The 16,236-nt window shown below is 59.9% G+C and carries 13 protein-coding genes; 8 read left to right on the forward strand and 5 right to left on the reverse strand.

Going from position 1 to position 16,236, the window contains the following annotated elements; genetic code table 11:
- Positions 1-47: 47 nt before the first annotated feature.
- The 5 genes from ACH518_RS20780 to ACH518_RS20800 form a co-directional block, all read right to left on the reverse strand.
- Positions 48-398, reverse strand: a complete 351-nt coding sequence (locus ACH518_RS20780; RefSeq protein ID WP_445371476.1) for a hypothetical protein — start codon at positions 396-398, stop codon at positions 48-50.
- A gap of 72 nt (positions 399-470) precedes the next feature.
- Positions 471-821, reverse strand: a complete 351-nt coding sequence (locus ACH518_RS20785; RefSeq protein ID WP_445371477.1) for a hypothetical protein — start codon at positions 819-821, stop codon at positions 471-473.
- Positions 822-1,012: 191 nt separating this feature from the next.
- Positions 1,013-2,227, reverse strand: coding sequence for a cysteine desulfurase NifS (nifS, locus tag ACH518_RS20790; protein WP_445371478.1), 1,215 nt, complete (start codon positions 2,225-2,227; stop codon positions 1,013-1,015).
- Positions 2,220-3,134 (reverse strand): Fe-S cluster assembly protein NifU, encoded by a 915-nt coding sequence (nifU, locus tag ACH518_RS20795; protein WP_278210810.1) that lies wholly within the window; start codon positions 3,132-3,134, stop codon positions 2,220-2,222. Before nifU ends, nifS begins: the two co-directional genes overlap by 8 nt.
- A gap of 18 nt (positions 3,135-3,152) precedes the next feature.
- Positions 3,153-3,509 (reverse strand): HesB/IscA family protein, encoded by a 357-nt coding sequence (locus ACH518_RS20800; protein ID WP_140911688.1) that lies wholly within the window; start codon positions 3,507-3,509, stop codon positions 3,153-3,155.
- A 185-nt stretch (positions 3,510-3,694) separates the two neighbouring features.
- Here ACH518_RS20800 and ACH518_RS20805 point away from each other — a divergent pair, with 185 nt between their 5' ends.
- The 8 genes from ACH518_RS20805 (at position 3,695) to ACH518_RS20840 (ending at position 16,217) form a co-directional block, all read left to right on the forward strand.
- Positions 3,695-3,967: a nitrogen fixation protein NifZ gene (locus ACH518_RS20805; protein ID WP_278210809.1), complete on the forward strand. Its 273-nt coding sequence runs from the start codon at positions 3,695-3,697 to the stop codon at positions 3,965-3,967.
- Positions 3,968-4,059: 92 nt separating this feature from the next.
- Positions 4,060-5,670, forward strand: coding sequence for a SagB/ThcOx family dehydrogenase (locus tag ACH518_RS20810; protein ID WP_445371479.1), 1,611 nt, complete (start codon positions 4,060-4,062; stop codon positions 5,668-5,670).
- Between the two features lie 75 nt (positions 5,671-5,745).
- Positions 5,746-6,159: a hypothetical protein gene (locus ACH518_RS20815; RefSeq protein ID WP_445371480.1), complete on the forward strand. Its 414-nt coding sequence runs from the start codon at positions 5,746-5,748 to the stop codon at positions 6,157-6,159.
- 321 nt (positions 6,160-6,480) lie between these two features.
- Complete coding sequence (locus ACH518_RS20820; RefSeq protein ID WP_445371481.1) at positions 6,481-7,785, forward strand: autotransporter outer membrane beta-barrel domain-containing protein; 1,305 nt, start codon at positions 6,481-6,483, stop codon at positions 7,783-7,785.
- A gap of 150 nt (positions 7,786-7,935) precedes the next feature.
- Positions 7,936-8,742, forward strand: a complete 807-nt coding sequence (locus tag ACH518_RS20825; protein WP_445371482.1) for a lysozyme — start codon at positions 7,936-7,938, stop codon at positions 8,740-8,742.
- A 58-nt stretch (positions 8,743-8,800) separates the two neighbouring features.
- Positions 8,801-9,553, forward strand: coding sequence for an MlaD family protein (locus tag ACH518_RS20830; protein WP_445371483.1), 753 nt, complete (start codon positions 8,801-8,803; stop codon positions 9,551-9,553).
- 63 nt (positions 9,554-9,616) lie between these two features.
- A complete protein-coding gene (locus ACH518_RS20835) occupies positions 9,617-12,376 on the forward strand; it encodes a caspase family protein (RefSeq protein WP_445371484.1) in 2,760 nt (919 codons plus the stop codon).
- A gap of 13 nt (positions 12,377-12,389) precedes the next feature.
- Positions 12,390-16,217 (forward strand): CHAT domain-containing protein, encoded by a 3,828-nt coding sequence (locus ACH518_RS20840; protein WP_445371485.1) that lies wholly within the window; start codon positions 12,390-12,392, stop codon positions 16,215-16,217.
- Positions 16,218-16,236: the final 19 nt, after the last annotated feature.

The raw sequence follows: 16,236 nt of genomic DNA on the forward strand, positions 1-16,236 counted from the left end.
GCACCGAGCGTACCGGCCGCGAACCCAGCAGCGAGGTCAGCATGTCATTAGGATATTACCGCTACATCATAGGCCGTCTCGTCGTGCGGCAACGGCAATCGCCGGACGGCGACAGCATGCGTTTCATCGCCGACGACATGACCTTGTTCCAGGGGCTGCCCCGCTTCGCTCAGCCCAGCGAGGCCGGCGGCGAGGAAAGTTACCAATTGCGCTTTCAAGCGATAGACACGCCGGAACTGCACTACGGCGGCGCCGAGCAACCGCACGGACTGGAAAGCCGCAACGGTCTGCTGGAGTGGTTGGGCGTCGATCCCGCCGGCTGGGACTGGGCCGTCGCCCCCAGCGGCTTCGCCTGGGAAACCGAGGCGGCGATACTGTGCGACGGCTTCGAGGGCCACGGCCGCCCCATCGCCTTTGTGTTGCCTCGGCAGAAGATCAAGGACGGCGCGGACGTGAAACTGACCAAAGCCCTACTCGGCAAAACCTACAATTTTCACGCTGTCGCCAGCGGTCTGGCCTACCTGGGCCTGTACTCCGGCGGCCTGTCCTTCGACAGCCAGACCCGGCTGATCGCCGCCTACCAACAAGCCAAAACCGCACGGCGTGGCATCTGGCGACTGGATCGCAGCAAGCGTTTCACCGTCTCCACGCTGGACGACCTCGGCCCCGAAACCGGCGTGCTGGTCTACCCCAAAATCTTCCGTCGCTGCGTGGACGCCCTGCGCTGGGTCGGCGGCGAATTCGAACCCGGCCGCGACCTGGACAACTTCCTGGCCGCACGCAGCGGCGAAGACGACCAGTTCCTGGTGCGTGCCCTCCACGGCGGTCAGGTCAAAACCCGGCTCAGCCAGGCTCTGGAACAGGTCAACAACCAGATCAGAATTCAGGTGGACTTGAATACGGTCGAGTTCGTTTCCAAATAAACGGCGTCTCCAAGCGATTGGGGACGGCGCGGAAGCTTGGCGAAGCCGCCGCAACACCGCCGATCAAAGCGGTGTCGCGGTATTCGCCATCAGGCGTAGGTCGGCTGGAAGGCTTGCTCGGGGTCGGCCACCGGGCAGTTGTTGATACTGTCCCAGTACGGCGACAGCTTGCGCAGGTTGGCGACGATGGTCGGCATCACTTTCAACACCTCGTCCACTTCGCTCATGGTGTTGTAACGCGAGAACGAGAAGCGGATGGTGCCGTGGGCGGCGGTGTAAGGGATGTCCATCGCCCGCATCACGTGCGACGGTTCCAGCGAGCCGGAAGTACAGGCCGAGCCGCTCGATGCGGCGATGCCGGCCTTGTTCAGCAGCATCAGGATCGCCTCGCCTTCGATGTATTCGAAGGCAATGTCGGTGGTATTCGGCAAGCGGTTGTTCAGGTCGCCGGTGATGAAGCAATGCGGAATCGCCTCGACCACGCCTTGCTCCAGCTTGTCGCGCATGGCCTTGACTTGGGTGTTCTCGAACTCCATGTGCTGCAGCGCCAGTTCGCAAGCCACGCCCAGACCGACGATTGATGCAGTATTCTCGGTGCCGGCCCGGCGGCCGCGCTCCTGGTGGCCGCCGCGCAGCAAGGGCCGGAAGCGGGTACCGCGGCGCAGATACAACACGCCGATACCTTTCGGCGCGTGCAATTTGTGGCCGGACAGGCTGAGCATGTCGATCTTGGTATCCTGCAGCATCATCGGAATTTTACCGACCGCCTGCACCGCATCGGTATGGAACATCACACCGGCAGCATTGGCCATCTCGGCCATTTTTTCGACCGGGAAAATGGTGCCGGTTTCGTTGTTGGCCCACATCACCGAAACGATGGCGACCTTATCCGACAGCATGGCCTGATAGGCTTCCAAATTAATCCGGCCGCGCTTGTCCACCGGCAGCCGGTGGATGGTGTAACCTTCTTTTTCCAGGTTCTCGACCAGATTCAAAATCGCCGGATGCTCCACCGCCGTGGTGATGATTTCCTTGCGGTTGGGCTGGCATTTGATCGCCGACAAAATCGCGGTCGAATCGGATTCGGTGCCGCAGGAGGTAAAAATAATCTCCGAGTCGTGCTCCGCGCCCAGCAATTCCTGCACTTGACTGCGGGCCTTCTTGATCGCCCGCGCCACGCCGTCGGCGAAGCGGTGAATCGACGACGGGTTGCCGAAGTATTCGGTGAAATAGGGGATCATCGCATCGACGACGGCCCGGTCCACCTTGGTCGTGGCGTTGTTATCCAGATAGATATCAGGCATGACCGGCCTCCTGGATATTCACCAGTTTCGGCATTTGCGACGCCGGCACGACTTTGATGAACTCGCCCATCACTTCGATCAGGCGTTGCTGAATACCGGCGATGGTCATCGCCGACATTTGGCAGCCGTTGCAGGCGCCGGTCATGTTGACGTAAGCAGTCTTGTCGACCACTTCCACCAACTCGACGTCGCCGCCGTCGGCCATCAATTGCGGCCGGAACGACATGATCACTTCCTCGATTTTTTTGATCCGCTGCAAATTGGTCATCGGTCCTTTCTCGGCTACCACCGGCGCCGGTTTGGCGACCGGAGCCGCGTTCGGATCGAAGCTTTCGCCGCGTTCTTTCAAGACTTTTTCCAGGAGGCCTTCGATGTCTTCATGGCAGGAAGCGCAACCGCCGCCGGCCTTGGTGAAGTTGGTGACGTCCTCGACGGTACGCAGCTTGTTGGCCCACACCATCTCTTCGATCATTGCCGCATCGATACCGAAGCATTTGCAGATCAGCGCGCCTTCTTCATGGTCGTCCTTCCATTCTTCACCGCGATAGTTGGCGACGGCGGCTTGCAGAGCTTCGCGGCCCATTACCGAGCAGTGCATTTTTTCCGGCGGCAGGCCGTCCAGTTCGGCGGCGATGTCCTGGTTGGTCACTTTCAAGGCTTCGTCCAGCGTCATGCCTTTGATGATTTCGGTCAACACGGAAGACGACGCAATCGCCGAGCCGCAGCCGAAGGTTTGAAAGCCGGCGTCTTCGATGACTTCGGTGTCTTCGTTGACTTTCAAGGTCAGACGCAAGGCGTCGCCGCAACTGATGGAACCCACTTCGCCAATCGCATTGGCCCCGGCGACCGCACCGGCATTTTTCGGGTTGAAGAAATGGTCTTTAACTTTTTCTGAATAATCCCACATGGCAATAACCTCGCAAACTTAAGAACAGGATTTAGGGGCGCCGCCGTTGTCGCCGGTGGTAAACGACGAACCGCAGGCACAGCTTTTCACCGCGTTGGGATTGGTAAATTTAAAGCCTGAACCTTCCAGGCTATCGACGAAATCGATAGACATGCCGTCCAACTTGGGCATGCTCAACGGGTCGACGAAGACTTTGACTTCGCCGCAGTCGATCACGGTATCGGCTTCGCTTTCTTTCGCTTCCAGGCGCAGGCCGTAAGACAGGCCGGAACAGCCGCCGTCGGTCACTTCGATGCGCAAACCGCCGGTGGGCTTGTCGGAACTGCTGATAAAACGGCCCACGGCTTTTATCGCGCTTTCGGTAAGGGTAATCATGGATAAGTCTCCTGAAACGGGTTGGCATTGATCTTGTAACTCGTTCAAGCAACCAGCATGCCATGCGCGATTCTCCAGCTTAAGCTATTGAAAAAACTAGCAACAGCGTGCCGGCCATCCCTGATCGGCAAGCCGTTTCCCAACATTTTGTCGGCTTTGCTACAAACCACTCACAGGAGCACAGAATGAACGTAGAAGACTTGGATTTGGGCGACGTCGTGTACGCAGCGCATACGATTATCGACGACGGCAGCATGCCGGACAGCGAAGAAGGTGCGATACTGGCCGAAGCCGGAGCGCGCGGCGTCATCGTTATGAAAGGCCATGTCGAAGAAGACCCGGGGCTGACCGTTTTTTTGGTACGCTTCGAAGACAGCGAACTGAATTTGGGTCGGCCGATCGGTTGCTGGACCGAAGATCTGATCGCTCCGGACCTGGAGCCGGTAACGACGCATTGATACACACGCGACTAACCGGCGGGACACCCGGCTGCAATGCCTCTTCGCAACGCCGCCAGTCCCTGCCCCACCCAATTTCGCACCAACAGGCTATGAGCGACGACTCCCAACAGGTACTTGCGTACCACCAGCGCACCAAACATCAACTGAATGCTTACGCCAAAGGCCCGGCATCGCTGGACTGGGACGACCAGCCCAGTCCGTTCCGCCGGTTCGACGGCTGCGAAACGTTGGCTTTACCACAGCCAGGTGCGGAATTGGACTGCAAGTTCGCCGAGCTGGATGCGCCGGGGCTGATTCCCGTTCAACCGCTAAATGTCTCCAATCTCGGCTTGTTACTGGAACTCAGTTTCGGCCTGTCGGCCTGGAAGCAATTCGGCCCGGACCGCTGGGCCTTGCGCTGCAACCCGTCCAGCGGCAATTTGCATCCGACCGAAGCCTATCTGCTCAGCACGGCCCCGGAGGTATTGGCGCCGGGCGTCTACCATTACGTCAGCCACGACCACCATCTGGAACGGCGCTGCCGGTTCGATGCCGCCGGTTTGCCGGCCTGCTTGTACGTTGGCTTGTCGTCCGTCCATTGGCGCGAAGCCTGGAAATACGGCGAACGCGCATTCCGCTATTGCCAGCACGACATCGGCCATGCCCTGGCGGCGTTGAGCTATGCCGCCGCCTGCCTGGGCTGGCACGTTGAATTGCTCAGCGAAACCGGCGACGCCGAAATCGGCGCCTGGCTCGGCTTGGACCGTGACGGCGACTTCGTCGCTGACGAGCGCGAAACGCCGGACCTGTTGTGCCGGATCGATACCGGTGCCGGCTCCGAGGGTGAATTTTCCGGGCCGGCCTTGTCGCAAGCGCTACAGTCCGCCGAATGGTTCGGTAGCACCAAACGCTTGAGCGGCCGACACTTCTACCGCTGGCCGATTATCGACCAAGTCGCCGAACACACGCTCAAACCCGCCACGCTGCGGGAACGGCTCGAATTACCGGCCGCCTCGCTACCCGCTGTCAGCCACGACCAGCTCGCCAGCCGTTTGATCCGCCAACGCCGCAGCGCGCAACATTTCAACGGCAAATCGGCGCCGCTGCCGCTGACCGACTTTTACCGTATCCTCGCCGCACTACTCCCCGCCGCCAAGCCGCCGTTTACGGCCTGGAACTGGCCGGCGCAGGTGCATTTGGTTTTGTTCGTACATCGCGTCGACGGCCTCGAACCGGGCCTGTATTTCCTGCCGCGCAGCACGGAAGCCTTGGCAGAAATCCGCCCCGCCTGTTCCACAGACTACAACTGGCAACGTATCGACGCCCCGTTCGAGTGGTACCGACTGCAAGCCGGCAACGTGCGTCAGGCGGCGAAAACCTTGTCCTGCCATCAGCCGATTGCCAGCGACAGCGCCTTCAGCCTGGGCATTCTGGCCCGCTTCGCCGACAACGTCTCGGCCGAGGCTTGGCGCTACCGCCGGTTGTTTTGGGAATGCGGCCTGCTCGGCCAGATTTTGTATTTGGAGGCGGAAGCGGCCGGCGTGCGCGGCACCGGCATCGGCTGCTTCTTCGACGATGCCGTGCACGGCGTGCTGGGGTTAAAAGACAACGACTGGCAAAGCCTGTATCACTTTACAGTCGGCGAGCCGCTGGACGACAGCCGCCTGCAGACGTTCCCGGCGTATGCTCATCTCAACAGTTCCGCGTCAGACACGGTGTAAAAATAATTGGCGGCCAAGCGGTTCGATTGCGATTAGAATCATCGGCTTACTTCCATCCACCGTTGAAGGCCCACTATGAGCTTAGCAGCCAATTTAATCCGATTCGCCATCAAAATAACGCCCAACTCGCTGATCGTTTGGGTCGCCAACCACGTCATGAAAGGTATCGCCGAATTGACCCAGTTCAATTTCGATCTGGATGCGCGCAAGGTCTATGTGCAAAGCCGCTTGTACGGCGAGGATTTCACGATAGACGTGGTATTGGAGGATTTTGCCGTGTTCAACGACGGCGAAAGCTACCGCTTCATTTTGCACCGCGCCCAATCCGATCGGCCCTGGCTGCAGAACATCCTGGCCAAGTTCGTCGGCAAAGCCTGGAAAATTCCGGCCATACCGGGCTTTACCAAGCCCTTGGAATTGGCCGCCGAAGTATTCGCGGCCCAAGCGCCGGCGCTGCACTTGATAGAAGGGGAGGCTTCCGCCGAGTAATAATCGCTTCCTGCCGCCGTCGATCCGCCGACGGCGGATTGACGAGATCTCATCAACGACGGACGGTGGTTACTTCCGTTTCCGTCCCACCCATTTGCCCCTCTCGGCAAATCGATCCACTCAAACCACTTCCGGCTAACACGATTCACACGAGCGTTCAAGCCAGCCATTTCACCTGCTTCGTATTCGCTAATCCATCGCGCTACAACTAGCCCGATAGGACAATTGAAACCGTAAATTATTAGTGTTTGACAATCGTCAAATCGGGGCTACTATAAGCCGGCACAACTCTTCGGATTGAGTTTTTGTCAAGGGGGAAACATGAATATCATCGCTTGGCTCAAAAAAATTTTCCAGCTTCTGCTGGCTTGCTTCACATTGACTCTCGCTGCGGTAAAGCCGAGCGGTGCAGATAGCGGCATTAGCGGCGGATCGTTCAATCCACCAACCACGTCAATTGCTAACGGTAGCTTAGGCCAACAAGCCGTATTTCGGGCAATATCTGCCGCTTGCTTTACCGCCAATCCTCTGGGCGCCTTGTGCGGCAGCGGCAACACATCAGACGTAGCCGCTCAACAACTATCGCCTCAGGCCTCGATGCAAGCAGAGTCGATTGCAATTTCATCACCCTACGATTTCGTCAAAAAAATCAACAATCGAATTCAGCGTATAAACGATTGCGACGACACCAATCAATCAGCCAAAAGCCGGGAAGACTGCAGGAAACATGGCGACGGAAGTGGGGACAACGGCTATATAGGCCCATTCGGTATTTCGATCAGCGGCGGCGGCGGCTTCGGCGACCGCAACGACGCCCGCGGCCAAACCGGCTTCGACATCAACACCCAACACGCCAACGCCATCCTGGATTACCGTTTCGACGAGCAATTTGCCGGGGGGCTGTCTTTGGGCTATCTGCACTCAGACCGGGACTTCAATTTCAATAGCGGCTATTTGAACTCCGATGCCTACCGGGTCGCTCCATTTTTGGTTTACTCGCCTTCCGCCAACAGTTATGTCAGTGTTCTGGCCGGTTATAGTCGGTTGGAGTTTGATTCCCTGCGCAATGTCAACGCCGGACTTGCTAACGATTCCATAACTATTAGCGGTGCGGCTGCCAGCTACGGCGCGGACCAATTTTTCACCAGCCTGGGTGCCGGTTACCTAGCGCAAATGGAATGGTTCAATTTACGCGGTTTCGTCCGCGGCGATTACAGCCACACCGAAATCGACGGTTACCAAGAAACGGGCGCTGTCATGAGCAGCGGCGGTAACGCGACCATCAGCATGAACGGCCAAACCTTAGATTCCTTTACTACGACAATGGGCGCCGAAATCAGTCGCGCCTTCAGCGTGCCGAGCTTATACACCGTCTTCATCCCCCGTTTCCGGGCCGAATGGGTCCACGAATTCGAAAACCGCAGGCGGCAAATCGATGCCACTTTAGCCGGCATACAATTGACTGGTCTTTCAACTTCAGCGCCCGAACGCAACTGGGTCAATCTGGCCACCGGCGTGCAGATGCTGTTGCCGCAAAACATTACCGCCTTCGTCGATTACGAAGCGTTACTGATCGAGAACGGCAGCAACCAGATCGTTTCCGGCGGAGTAAAGATTCAATTTTGAGCTAAGCCCATTAACGCAAAGCTGAGTCGAGGCCGACCACTCCGAAAAGACCTCGACCGTCCCGACCATAACAAACGGCCGCTAACGGATCGGATATCCGGCAAACCAGTACCGGCCACTAAATAAAGCATCAACGCTAGAGGGGGAATCATGCGCAACAAAGCCATTGTGAAAGCGGCACGCCAGCCGGCGTCCGATCGCGACCAACCAAACCGTTGCAGTCCGGCAAAGCCGCAGCCATTCGCCCGGCCGGAATTGCGACGGACGCCAATCGCCAAAGCCCTGCTACCGTTTGCCCTGATTTCGTGTCTTACCGCTTGCACCACGCTGACGCAGGAATGGGCCGAAGACGAAGAAAAAATCACGGCCGGTATTTTTCTGGAACCCGACGAGCGGGCGGTATTGCCGCCCGGCATGGAACTCAGGCCGATTTACGACAAGGGCCTGGACCTGACCAAATTCATGGAAGGCTTCAGAAGCCTGCCCTACCACGACGTGGCCTACTTCTGCACCATCGGTTACGGCCATCTGATCAAGCAAGCCCGCTGCAACGGCACCGAACCGGCCGAATTCCGCAACGGCATCAGCGAACCGCGCGGCGGCGAGCTATTGGTATCCGACATGGAACGCGCCCAAATCGCGGTGCTGACCAAAACCAAAGTGCCTTTGACTGACGGCCAATACGCCGCGCTATGCGATTTCGTCTACAACGTCGGCACCGGCAACTTCGCCAAATCCAGTTTGTTGTCGGTGGTCAACAAGCAACAATTCGACCGGGTCCCGGCCCAATTCCGCCGATGGAGCAAAGCCAACGGCCGGGTCATCAAAGGCTTGAAGATCCGCAACGAAAAACGGATCGATCTGTTTTTCGACGGGATCGGCATCCCCCGCGCGGTCCCGGAAGCCGAGGCGGAATTGCCTGAAATCGATATTCGCTTGGGAGAAACCGGGCGATAACCGAACTTTTCATTCAGCGGCAGTAATGCCCAGCGATCACGCACCTTAGGAGTATCCCATGGCAAGCACCCATTTCAAATGGCTGATATTGGCAATCGTTACCGCGTTGGCCGGCTGCGACCTGTTCCCGTCCTGGATCAACGTCACGGTGAATTTCAGCGATGCAAAAAGCATCAAGCCCGACGATCCGGTCGAATTTAACGGCGCCGTGATCGGTAAGGTCACCGGCTTAACCCCCATCAGCAGCGGCGTCACGATTGCGCTGGCGCTGGAAAAAGCCAAAGCCGCACCGGTACAAGCCAACGCCCGGGCCGCAATCGCCGTCGAGCCGCCGCCGGCCAAAATCGTTATCACTAATCCGCCGGAATCCGCACCGCCCGTAGCGGACGGCGGCGTGCTGACGGCGTTGGAACCCAAATCCGGATTCGGCGCGATTTTGGGCGCCATTTCCGATATGAAACAGGCGGTCAGCGAGGCCGCCAAAAACCTCGGCGACTATTTCAAAGATGCCAACCAGGAATGGGCGGATTCGAAACAGAAAATGAACGAATCGCTGGCGGCATGGCAGCAGGATGCCCAATCCACCGAAACCGAAATCCGCGACCGCTACCAAAAACTGGTACAGGAAATGGAAGCGATCCGCGGCGAAGCCGGCGAACAAAGCAAACAGATTTTTCAAGATTACGACGAGATCGAGAAAGCATTGCTGGCCAAACAACAGGCGCTCAGAGACCAGGGCCAAGCCAAAGCCGCCGAAGCGCTGCAAACCTTCCGCGACGAACTTAAACACAATGTCGACAAGCTGAAATAAAGTCAGCGCCGGGCTCAGGCCCGGCAAAGTCGCCGACCACAGCTTTCGCCGGGAGTCGAAACCATGAAACGCTCCAACCGCCTCGCGCTAGAGATTTGTTGCAGCCTGCTGGGTTTGTATCTGGCAGCGGCCAGCCCATGCTTTGCCGCGATTCAACAAATTCCGGGCTGCGCCATCGAACAAACCACCGAATCAGGCGGGGTCAGAAAGCTGGCTTTGGTCGTCGGCGTCGGCCAATACATCTCGGACAAAGTCCCGGATCTGGCCGGCCCGCCGGCAGACGCGCGCCGGATGCAGGAAATATTGTCCGGCAAGAACGGTTATGGCTTTCCGAGAGAAAACGTCTGCATGCTGCTGGACGACCAGGCCACCGTACAAAATCTGCAGGCAGCCTTCGACAGCTTTTTGTTGCCGCGCTTGAAAGAAAAGGACATCGTCGTGTTCTACTACGCCGGCCACGGCTCGCAAACTGTCGATAAAAACGGCGACGAACCCGACGGCCAGGACGAAACCCTGGTATTGCACGATTCGCGTACCGAACAAAACGGCGCCAAAATCGGCGATTTTACTGACGACCGCTTGAACGGCCTGTTGGCCAAACTCTATAAAAAGAGCGACAACGTCACCGTCATCCTCGACTCCTGCAATTCCGGCACCGCGACCCGCGGCGACCGGGAAACCATGGTTGCCCGCTTCGTCGAACCGGCAACGGATCAAGCCGACGCCCCGCAAACCGAAGGCGTCGGCGACGGAGCCGGCGATTTAGCGCCGGAATCGATGCCGAATCTGATTGCGCTGACCGCGGCCAGCGACGGCACCAGCGCGTTGGAACAAGCCGGTCGCGGCATATTTACCGACGCCTTGTTGCAAGTGCTCGGCCAAAGCAGCAACCAAGCCCTGACTTACGCCCAGGCCGCCCGGCAAATTCCGGCCCTGGTCGCCGCCCGCAGCTACCAAATCCCCTATTTCCAAGGCAAGTTGGACCGGCCGGTGTTCGGCAACAGCACACGTACGGCGCCGGTGGCCTGGGAAGTCACCGAATTTGGGCCACCACTGAAACTGGCCGGTCCGCCGTTACCGGGACTGGGCTCCGGCGCCGAACTCCGTATTTACGACGGCGCGCTGAGCGGAGCGGATACCCGCGATCCGGCCAAGGCCAAAGCCAGCGTGGCAATCGACACCATGACCGGCCTGACGGCGACGGCCACTATCGTCGGCAAAAATGCGGCGGCGACCGCGCTGGCGGTCGGCGACATTGCCGTGCCGGTACGACCGGCCGACGACTACGTCCGCATCAATGTCAGGATCAAACCCGAATCCGAACCCGGCGGCGTGCCGCCGGACCGCGCCGCCGCGATCAAACAGGCGATCGCCGACGATCCGGATGCGAAAACCTTACTCAACGTCGGCGACGGCCCGGGCGACTTCGAATTAAGCCTGACCTCCGACGGCTTATTGCAACTGAAAGGCCCGGAAAACCGGGTGCGCAACGTCTTCGGCCAGGATAGCGACGCCGCCCACAGCCTGTGGCAGCACGCCCGCCAAAAAGGCTTGCTGCAATTGCGCGGCGAAGGCGGTAGCGAGTTTAGCGATAACCAGAGCCTGCAAGTCGAAGTGATTCCATCGGCCAGACAAGACGACTGCGCCAAAGGCGTGTGGGAAGCGGCCGCGCCGAATGCCGACCAAGTCATGCCCTTATGCCACCGCTGGAACGTCAAAGTCACGCTGGACAAGAACGCACCGGCACCGCTGCTGGTCGGCGGCGTGGTTCTGTCCACCGACGGCAGCAGCTTCGGTTTCCCGGCCGACGGCCGCCGCGAACTGCTGAAACCGGGCGAATCGACCACGTTCAGCGCCGCCGGCGAGACCTTTCGCGCCGGCCTGCCTTTGGATGTTTGGGACCAACTGATCGTGTTCGGCACCAAGGAAAAAAATCCGGTGCGTTGGGATTTGTTGACGCAAAACGTCCGCACCCGCGCGGCCGACCCGGCCAAAACCGGTTTGTATCGGGCTCTGGACCGCTATCTGACCGGCACCCGCGGCCAGATGCAAGACAGCGAGAGTGCGGAAGACACCACCTGGACCTTGAGCAAAATCAAATTACGGGTCGAGGCCAATTCCCGCTTTCAAAAAGCCGGCGACCGCGGACTCGCCGGATTTAGTCAGACCCGCGAATTCACCATCCCGCATTTCGATATCCGCCCCTATCTGCCCGACGACCGCGACACGGCACTCTACAAAGTGCTGCAAAAAGCCGATTGGCTGGCGCAAGCCGCCGCCGGCGACGGTTTTGGTTACAAAGGCCACGCCTGGAACGCAGCGACCGATCTGGACAATTTAAAACGCGGCATCGATTGTTCGCGGGCGATCTGGTTTGCCTTTACCCGCGCCGGCCTGCCCTACAACGCCGGCGACAAATACCTGAACACGGCCGACATGGTCAAAACCGACAGCCCGCTGGCGCAGCATTTCGAACGCTGCGACAGTACACCGCCGCAAACCGGCGACCTGTTGGTGTACCGCGATCCGAAACGCGGCGACGGCCACGTGGTGATGGTGGTCGACCCGCTGAAGCGGATCGCTTGGGGTTCGCACGGTTACGACGGCAACGCCAAAGAACTGAAAGTCAAACCCGATATCGGCGTCGAATACCAATTGATCAAATACAAAAAGGATTGGGAACGCTGGGACCGAAAAACCATGCGCCAAAAAGCCTGCTGGCGTTACCGGCAATTCGGCGAAGAAACCCGTAGCGCCCGCGGCCTGCCCGGCGTCAAAGCCCTAGTCAAGGCCTGCGACATCAAAAGCCGCTGCGGTAACTGACCGGAACCGAGCCATGAGCCCAGCTTCTCTCTACCTCGACCGACGCACCTTTCTGAAATACGCGGCCCTAGTGGCCGCCTATGCCGGAAAAATCGGAGTCTCGGGCTGGTCAGAAGCCTTTGCCGCCGAACTTGCCGGCGCCGGCTCGTTGCCGCTGACGTCTATCGTCTACGCCGAATTCAAAGATGATTTCGCCCAAGCCCGGACCAAGGCGGAGACTCAAACCGCAGCCGCCCGAACCGCAGCAAATCCGGAACGTTTGGCCGATGCGCTGCTGGGTTTGGGCGTCGTCCGCTTAATGCAAGGCGAAGCGGCCGCTGCCGCCGGCCATTTCCGCGAGATCGAAACCTTGGTGCCGGCCGATTCGTTGCGCCAACTGCGGGCGACCAGCTTTACCGAGATGGCCGCTTACCAGCAATTCAACCATTTTCCGAACGAAAGCGGCGGCAGCGTCTCGGACATGGAAGCCGGGCAAACCCAGCGTTTCATGGCACTGCTGGCGGAAACCGGCAAACGTAAGTCGGCATTGCGCACCCAAGTCTCGGCAGCGCAAGCGCTCCAGGAAAATGCCTTCGTCGGCGAAGAGCTGGACGGCATCAAATCGCTGCAGTCGGCGCTGGATTCGGCGGCCACGCTACCGATGACCCCGCAACAACGCACGCAATTGCTGAACCAGGTATTGACGATGCTGACGCCGGACAGCCAAACGGGCTACCCGCCGGCATGGCAAGCCGTCGTGTTGCGTAACCGGGCCGATCTCTACCGCCGCGGCGGCGACCTGCAAACCGCGCTGGTTTATTGGCAGCAAGCCAAACAACTTTATCTGCAAATCGGCGACAAAGCCGGTGCCGGCGCCTGCTGGCTAGCGGAAGGCGACGCCTACGCCGCGCCGTTATCGTCGCCGCTGGTATTCAATGCCGCGCTGAACCCGCCGCCCAACGCCGACAGCAGTTTGTCTTCCCAAGCGATGGAACGCGAGTTGGACCGCTCCGCCGTCGATATCCGGCGAGCGACTGATGCCTACGCCCAAGCCGCGGCACTATTCGCGGCGGCCGGCGACTGCCCGCGCGGCGAAGCGGCAGTTAGCTTGCGCCATGCCTATTTGGCGGCGTTGGCAAACGACACTGCCGCAGCGTTGGCCACAGCGAGCAGCGCCCGCGAGCAGTTCCAAGCTGCCGGCGACGGTTACGGTTACTGGACCGCCGCCGCGCATGTCGCATTGATGAAAGTCGCCGACGGCCAAGTGCCGGAACCGCGCGACATCGCCGCCGGCATCGGCGAGTGGGGCAAAACCGCCGGCTCGTTCAGTTATGCATTGGGTCTGGGATTCCTGCACAGCCGCCTCGGCTGGCACTGGCTGTTGCGCGATGCCGATTTCGAGCGGGCGCTGGCCTGCTTTCGTCTGGCCGAATCGCTGTATACCGGCCTGGGTTCGACGCCGCGGCGGGTGCAAAGCCTGATGGACCAGGGCTATCTGCTGCGTAAGCTGGGCGAGCGCGACGCCGCCATCGTCCACCTGCAACAGGCGGTCGAATTGCAATCGGCAGCCCAAAACTCGGCCAAGCTCGACGCCAACGCGCCGCTGCGCCTGGTGTTGTCGCTGCACGGCCTGTGGCAGGCCTATCTGGACGCTATGGACGCCGACAATATGGAAACAGTCGCCGGCAAACTGCAAACCCAACTCGATTGGTTGAAAACTCACCCGATTAGCGACAATACCGGCGCCGGCTCCTTGGTGACGCAACTGGCGCAGGAGGCCATCGAATACACCGCCGTCAACGCCCCGTGTTACCGGGCGCTGGCCGCACGCAATGCCGGCGATCGGACGGAAGCGGAGCGGCAATTTGCCATTGCACTGGCGGCAGCCGACAAAACGGCTCAACACCACCGCGACTTTCAGTTGGCGATCGTCCACGCCCAGCGCAAAGACTACCCTGCCGCCGCCGCAGCCTATCGCCGCTATCTGCCAAAACAAATCGGCGCATCGCCGTTACTTAGCGGCATCGAAGCGCTGGCAGCGCAGATCGGCGGCGAAGCAATCCAGGCCGGCGTCCAACAACAATGGCGTAATAGCCAACAGCAGGCGGCGCTGTTTTTCTGCATGATCAAGGCCTACGCCGATTCGGCGGACCATCTCGGCCAATTGGAAAGCCGCTTCGGTAAAGATTGGTGGCAAAGCGAAGACAAGCCCTGGGAGAGTCTGCAAACCTACGGCGAAGTCGCCGAAGGCCTGGAAAATTTAACCCAGGCGGCCGAGTACTATGCCAAAGCGCTGGATGCGTTCGAACGTTCCCGGCAATTGCTGCGGCGGGACAACTTCAAAACCGCCTTATCGTCCGCCTCCAGCTCGCAATACCTGTATTTTTTGCCGGCCAGAAACGCGTTGAAATTGGCGGCATTGCAACCGGCGTCAGCAGCCAGCCACCGGCAAACCGCCTACCACTATGCCGAGCGCGGCAAAGCCCGCGCGCTGTTGGACCTGATGGCTAACGGCGCCAATCGCCCCGAGCGTAACGCAGACGAAAGCGTCCGCCGCTGGCTGCAAGATACGGCCAAACTGGCGACCTGGGGCAGTTTGTTGGCCGGCGAGCGCGGCGCGCAAACGCCGGATGCCGGCCGGATTGCCTATCTGGAACAAAAAATTGCCGCCGCCGAGACTCAATTGCGCCAGACCGAAACCCAACTGGCCGCAGCAAACCCCAGCTTCTACCGCTCCGTTAACCGCCAGGCGCCGATCGCCGACGTCAGCCAAATTGCCAGCCTGTTGCCGGCCGGCACGGCTTTGCTGCAATACGCCTTTCTCGGTGAAGACCTGCTGACCTGGGCAATCGACAGTCAAGGTCTGATTACGGCAGGGCGGCAGAACATCGAGGCCAAGCAGCTGGACCGCCAAGTACGCGATTTCCATACCGCCTGCGAACGCCGCGGCGACTACCGCCAAACCGGCGACCAGCTCAGCGAATGGTTGCTGAAACCGTTTGCCGACATCCTCGCTACGCACAATCGCCTACTCATCGTACCCTACGGTTCGACCCACGGCCTACCGTTCCAGGCCTTACCCTGGCAAGGCCGGCCGCTGATCGCCGGCCACAGCGTGTCCTATCTGCCCAGCGCCAGCATTCTGCAGTTTCTCGCCAAGCCCGATAGCGGCACTAAACCGAAGGTGTTGGCAGTCGGCAATCCGGCCAAGATGGCCTACCAAGCGCCGTTTGCCGAGCATGCAGTGGCCCAACCGGCGCTGCCGGCCGCGGAAACCGAAGCCGCCCACATTGCCCAGTTAAACGATAACAGCCTCGTGTTGACCGGGTCGGCGGCGACGGTAGCCGCGGTAAGGAAGGCGTTACCGGATTTCAATGTGCTGCACTTTGCCACCCACGGCGTACTGGCGGAAAACGCGCCGCTGTTGTCGTCGATTCTGCTGGCCGACGGCGGCGCGTTGACCGTACAGGACTTGATCGGGCTGCGTTTGAACGCCGATTTGGTGGTGTTGAGTGCCTGTCGCACCGGCCAAGGCAAAGCCGCCGGCGGCGACGATGTGTTGGGCTTCAGCCGCGGTTTGCTGGCGGCCGGCGCCCGCGCCGCGATCGTCAGCCTCTGGCCGGTGGACGATTTGGCGACCAGCCTGCTGATGGCCGAGTTTTACCGGCACCTGCAGGCCGGCGAGACACCGGGCTCGGCGCTGCAGGCGGCACAGCTTCATTTACAAACCCTGAGTCCGGATGCGATCAAATCCGGCCGGCGCGGGGCGTTAAACAGCCGCGGCGTATCGGTGGATAGCGACGCCGCGCCGGCCGATTACCGGCACCCGTACTACTGGGCGCCCTTCGTGCTGGTGGGCTGAAACGGACCTCGGCGGATTT

The organism is Methylomonas sp. HW2-6 (genome assembly GCF_052474525.1).

Excerpts from the sequence above, each read along its gene's own strand:
- ACH518_RS20805 (WP_278210809.1), top strand. The coding sequence starts at position 3,695 with ATGAACGTAGAAGACTTGGATTTGGGCGACGTCGTGTACGCAGCGCAT.
- ACH518_RS20835 (WP_445371484.1), top strand. The coding sequence starts at position 9,617 with ATGAAACGCTCCAACCGCCTCGCGCTAGAGATTTGTTGCAGCCTGCTG.
- ACH518_RS20825 (WP_445371482.1), top strand. The coding sequence starts at position 7,936 with ATGCGCAACAAAGCCATTGTGAAAGCGGCACGCCAGCCGGCGTCCGAT.
- ACH518_RS20820 (WP_445371481.1), top strand. The coding sequence starts at position 6,481 with ATGAATATCATCGCTTGGCTCAAAAAAATTTTCCAGCTTCTGCTGGCT.
- ACH518_RS20810 (WP_445371479.1), top strand. The coding sequence starts at position 4,060 with ATGAGCGACGACTCCCAACAGGTACTTGCGTACCACCAGCGCACCAAA.
- ACH518_RS20830 (WP_445371483.1), top strand. The coding sequence starts at position 8,801 with ATGGCAAGCACCCATTTCAAATGGCTGATATTGGCAATCGTTACCGCG.
- ACH518_RS20800 (WP_140911688.1), bottom strand. The coding sequence starts at position 3,509 with ATGATTACCCTTACCGAAAGCGCGATAAAAGCCGTGGGCCGTTTTATC.
- ACH518_RS20815 (WP_445371480.1), top strand. The coding sequence starts at position 5,746 with ATGAGCTTAGCAGCCAATTTAATCCGATTCGCCATCAAAATAACGCCC.
- ACH518_RS20840 (WP_445371485.1), top strand. The coding sequence starts at position 12,390 with ATGAGCCCAGCTTCTCTCTACCTCGACCGACGCACCTTTCTGAAATAC.
- nifU (WP_278210810.1), bottom strand. The coding sequence starts at position 3,134 with ATGTGGGATTATTCAGAAAAAGTTAAAGACCATTTCTTCAACCCGAAA.
- nifS (WP_445371478.1), bottom strand. The coding sequence starts at position 2,227 with ATGCCTGATATCTATCTGGATAACAACGCCACGACCAAGGTGGACCGG.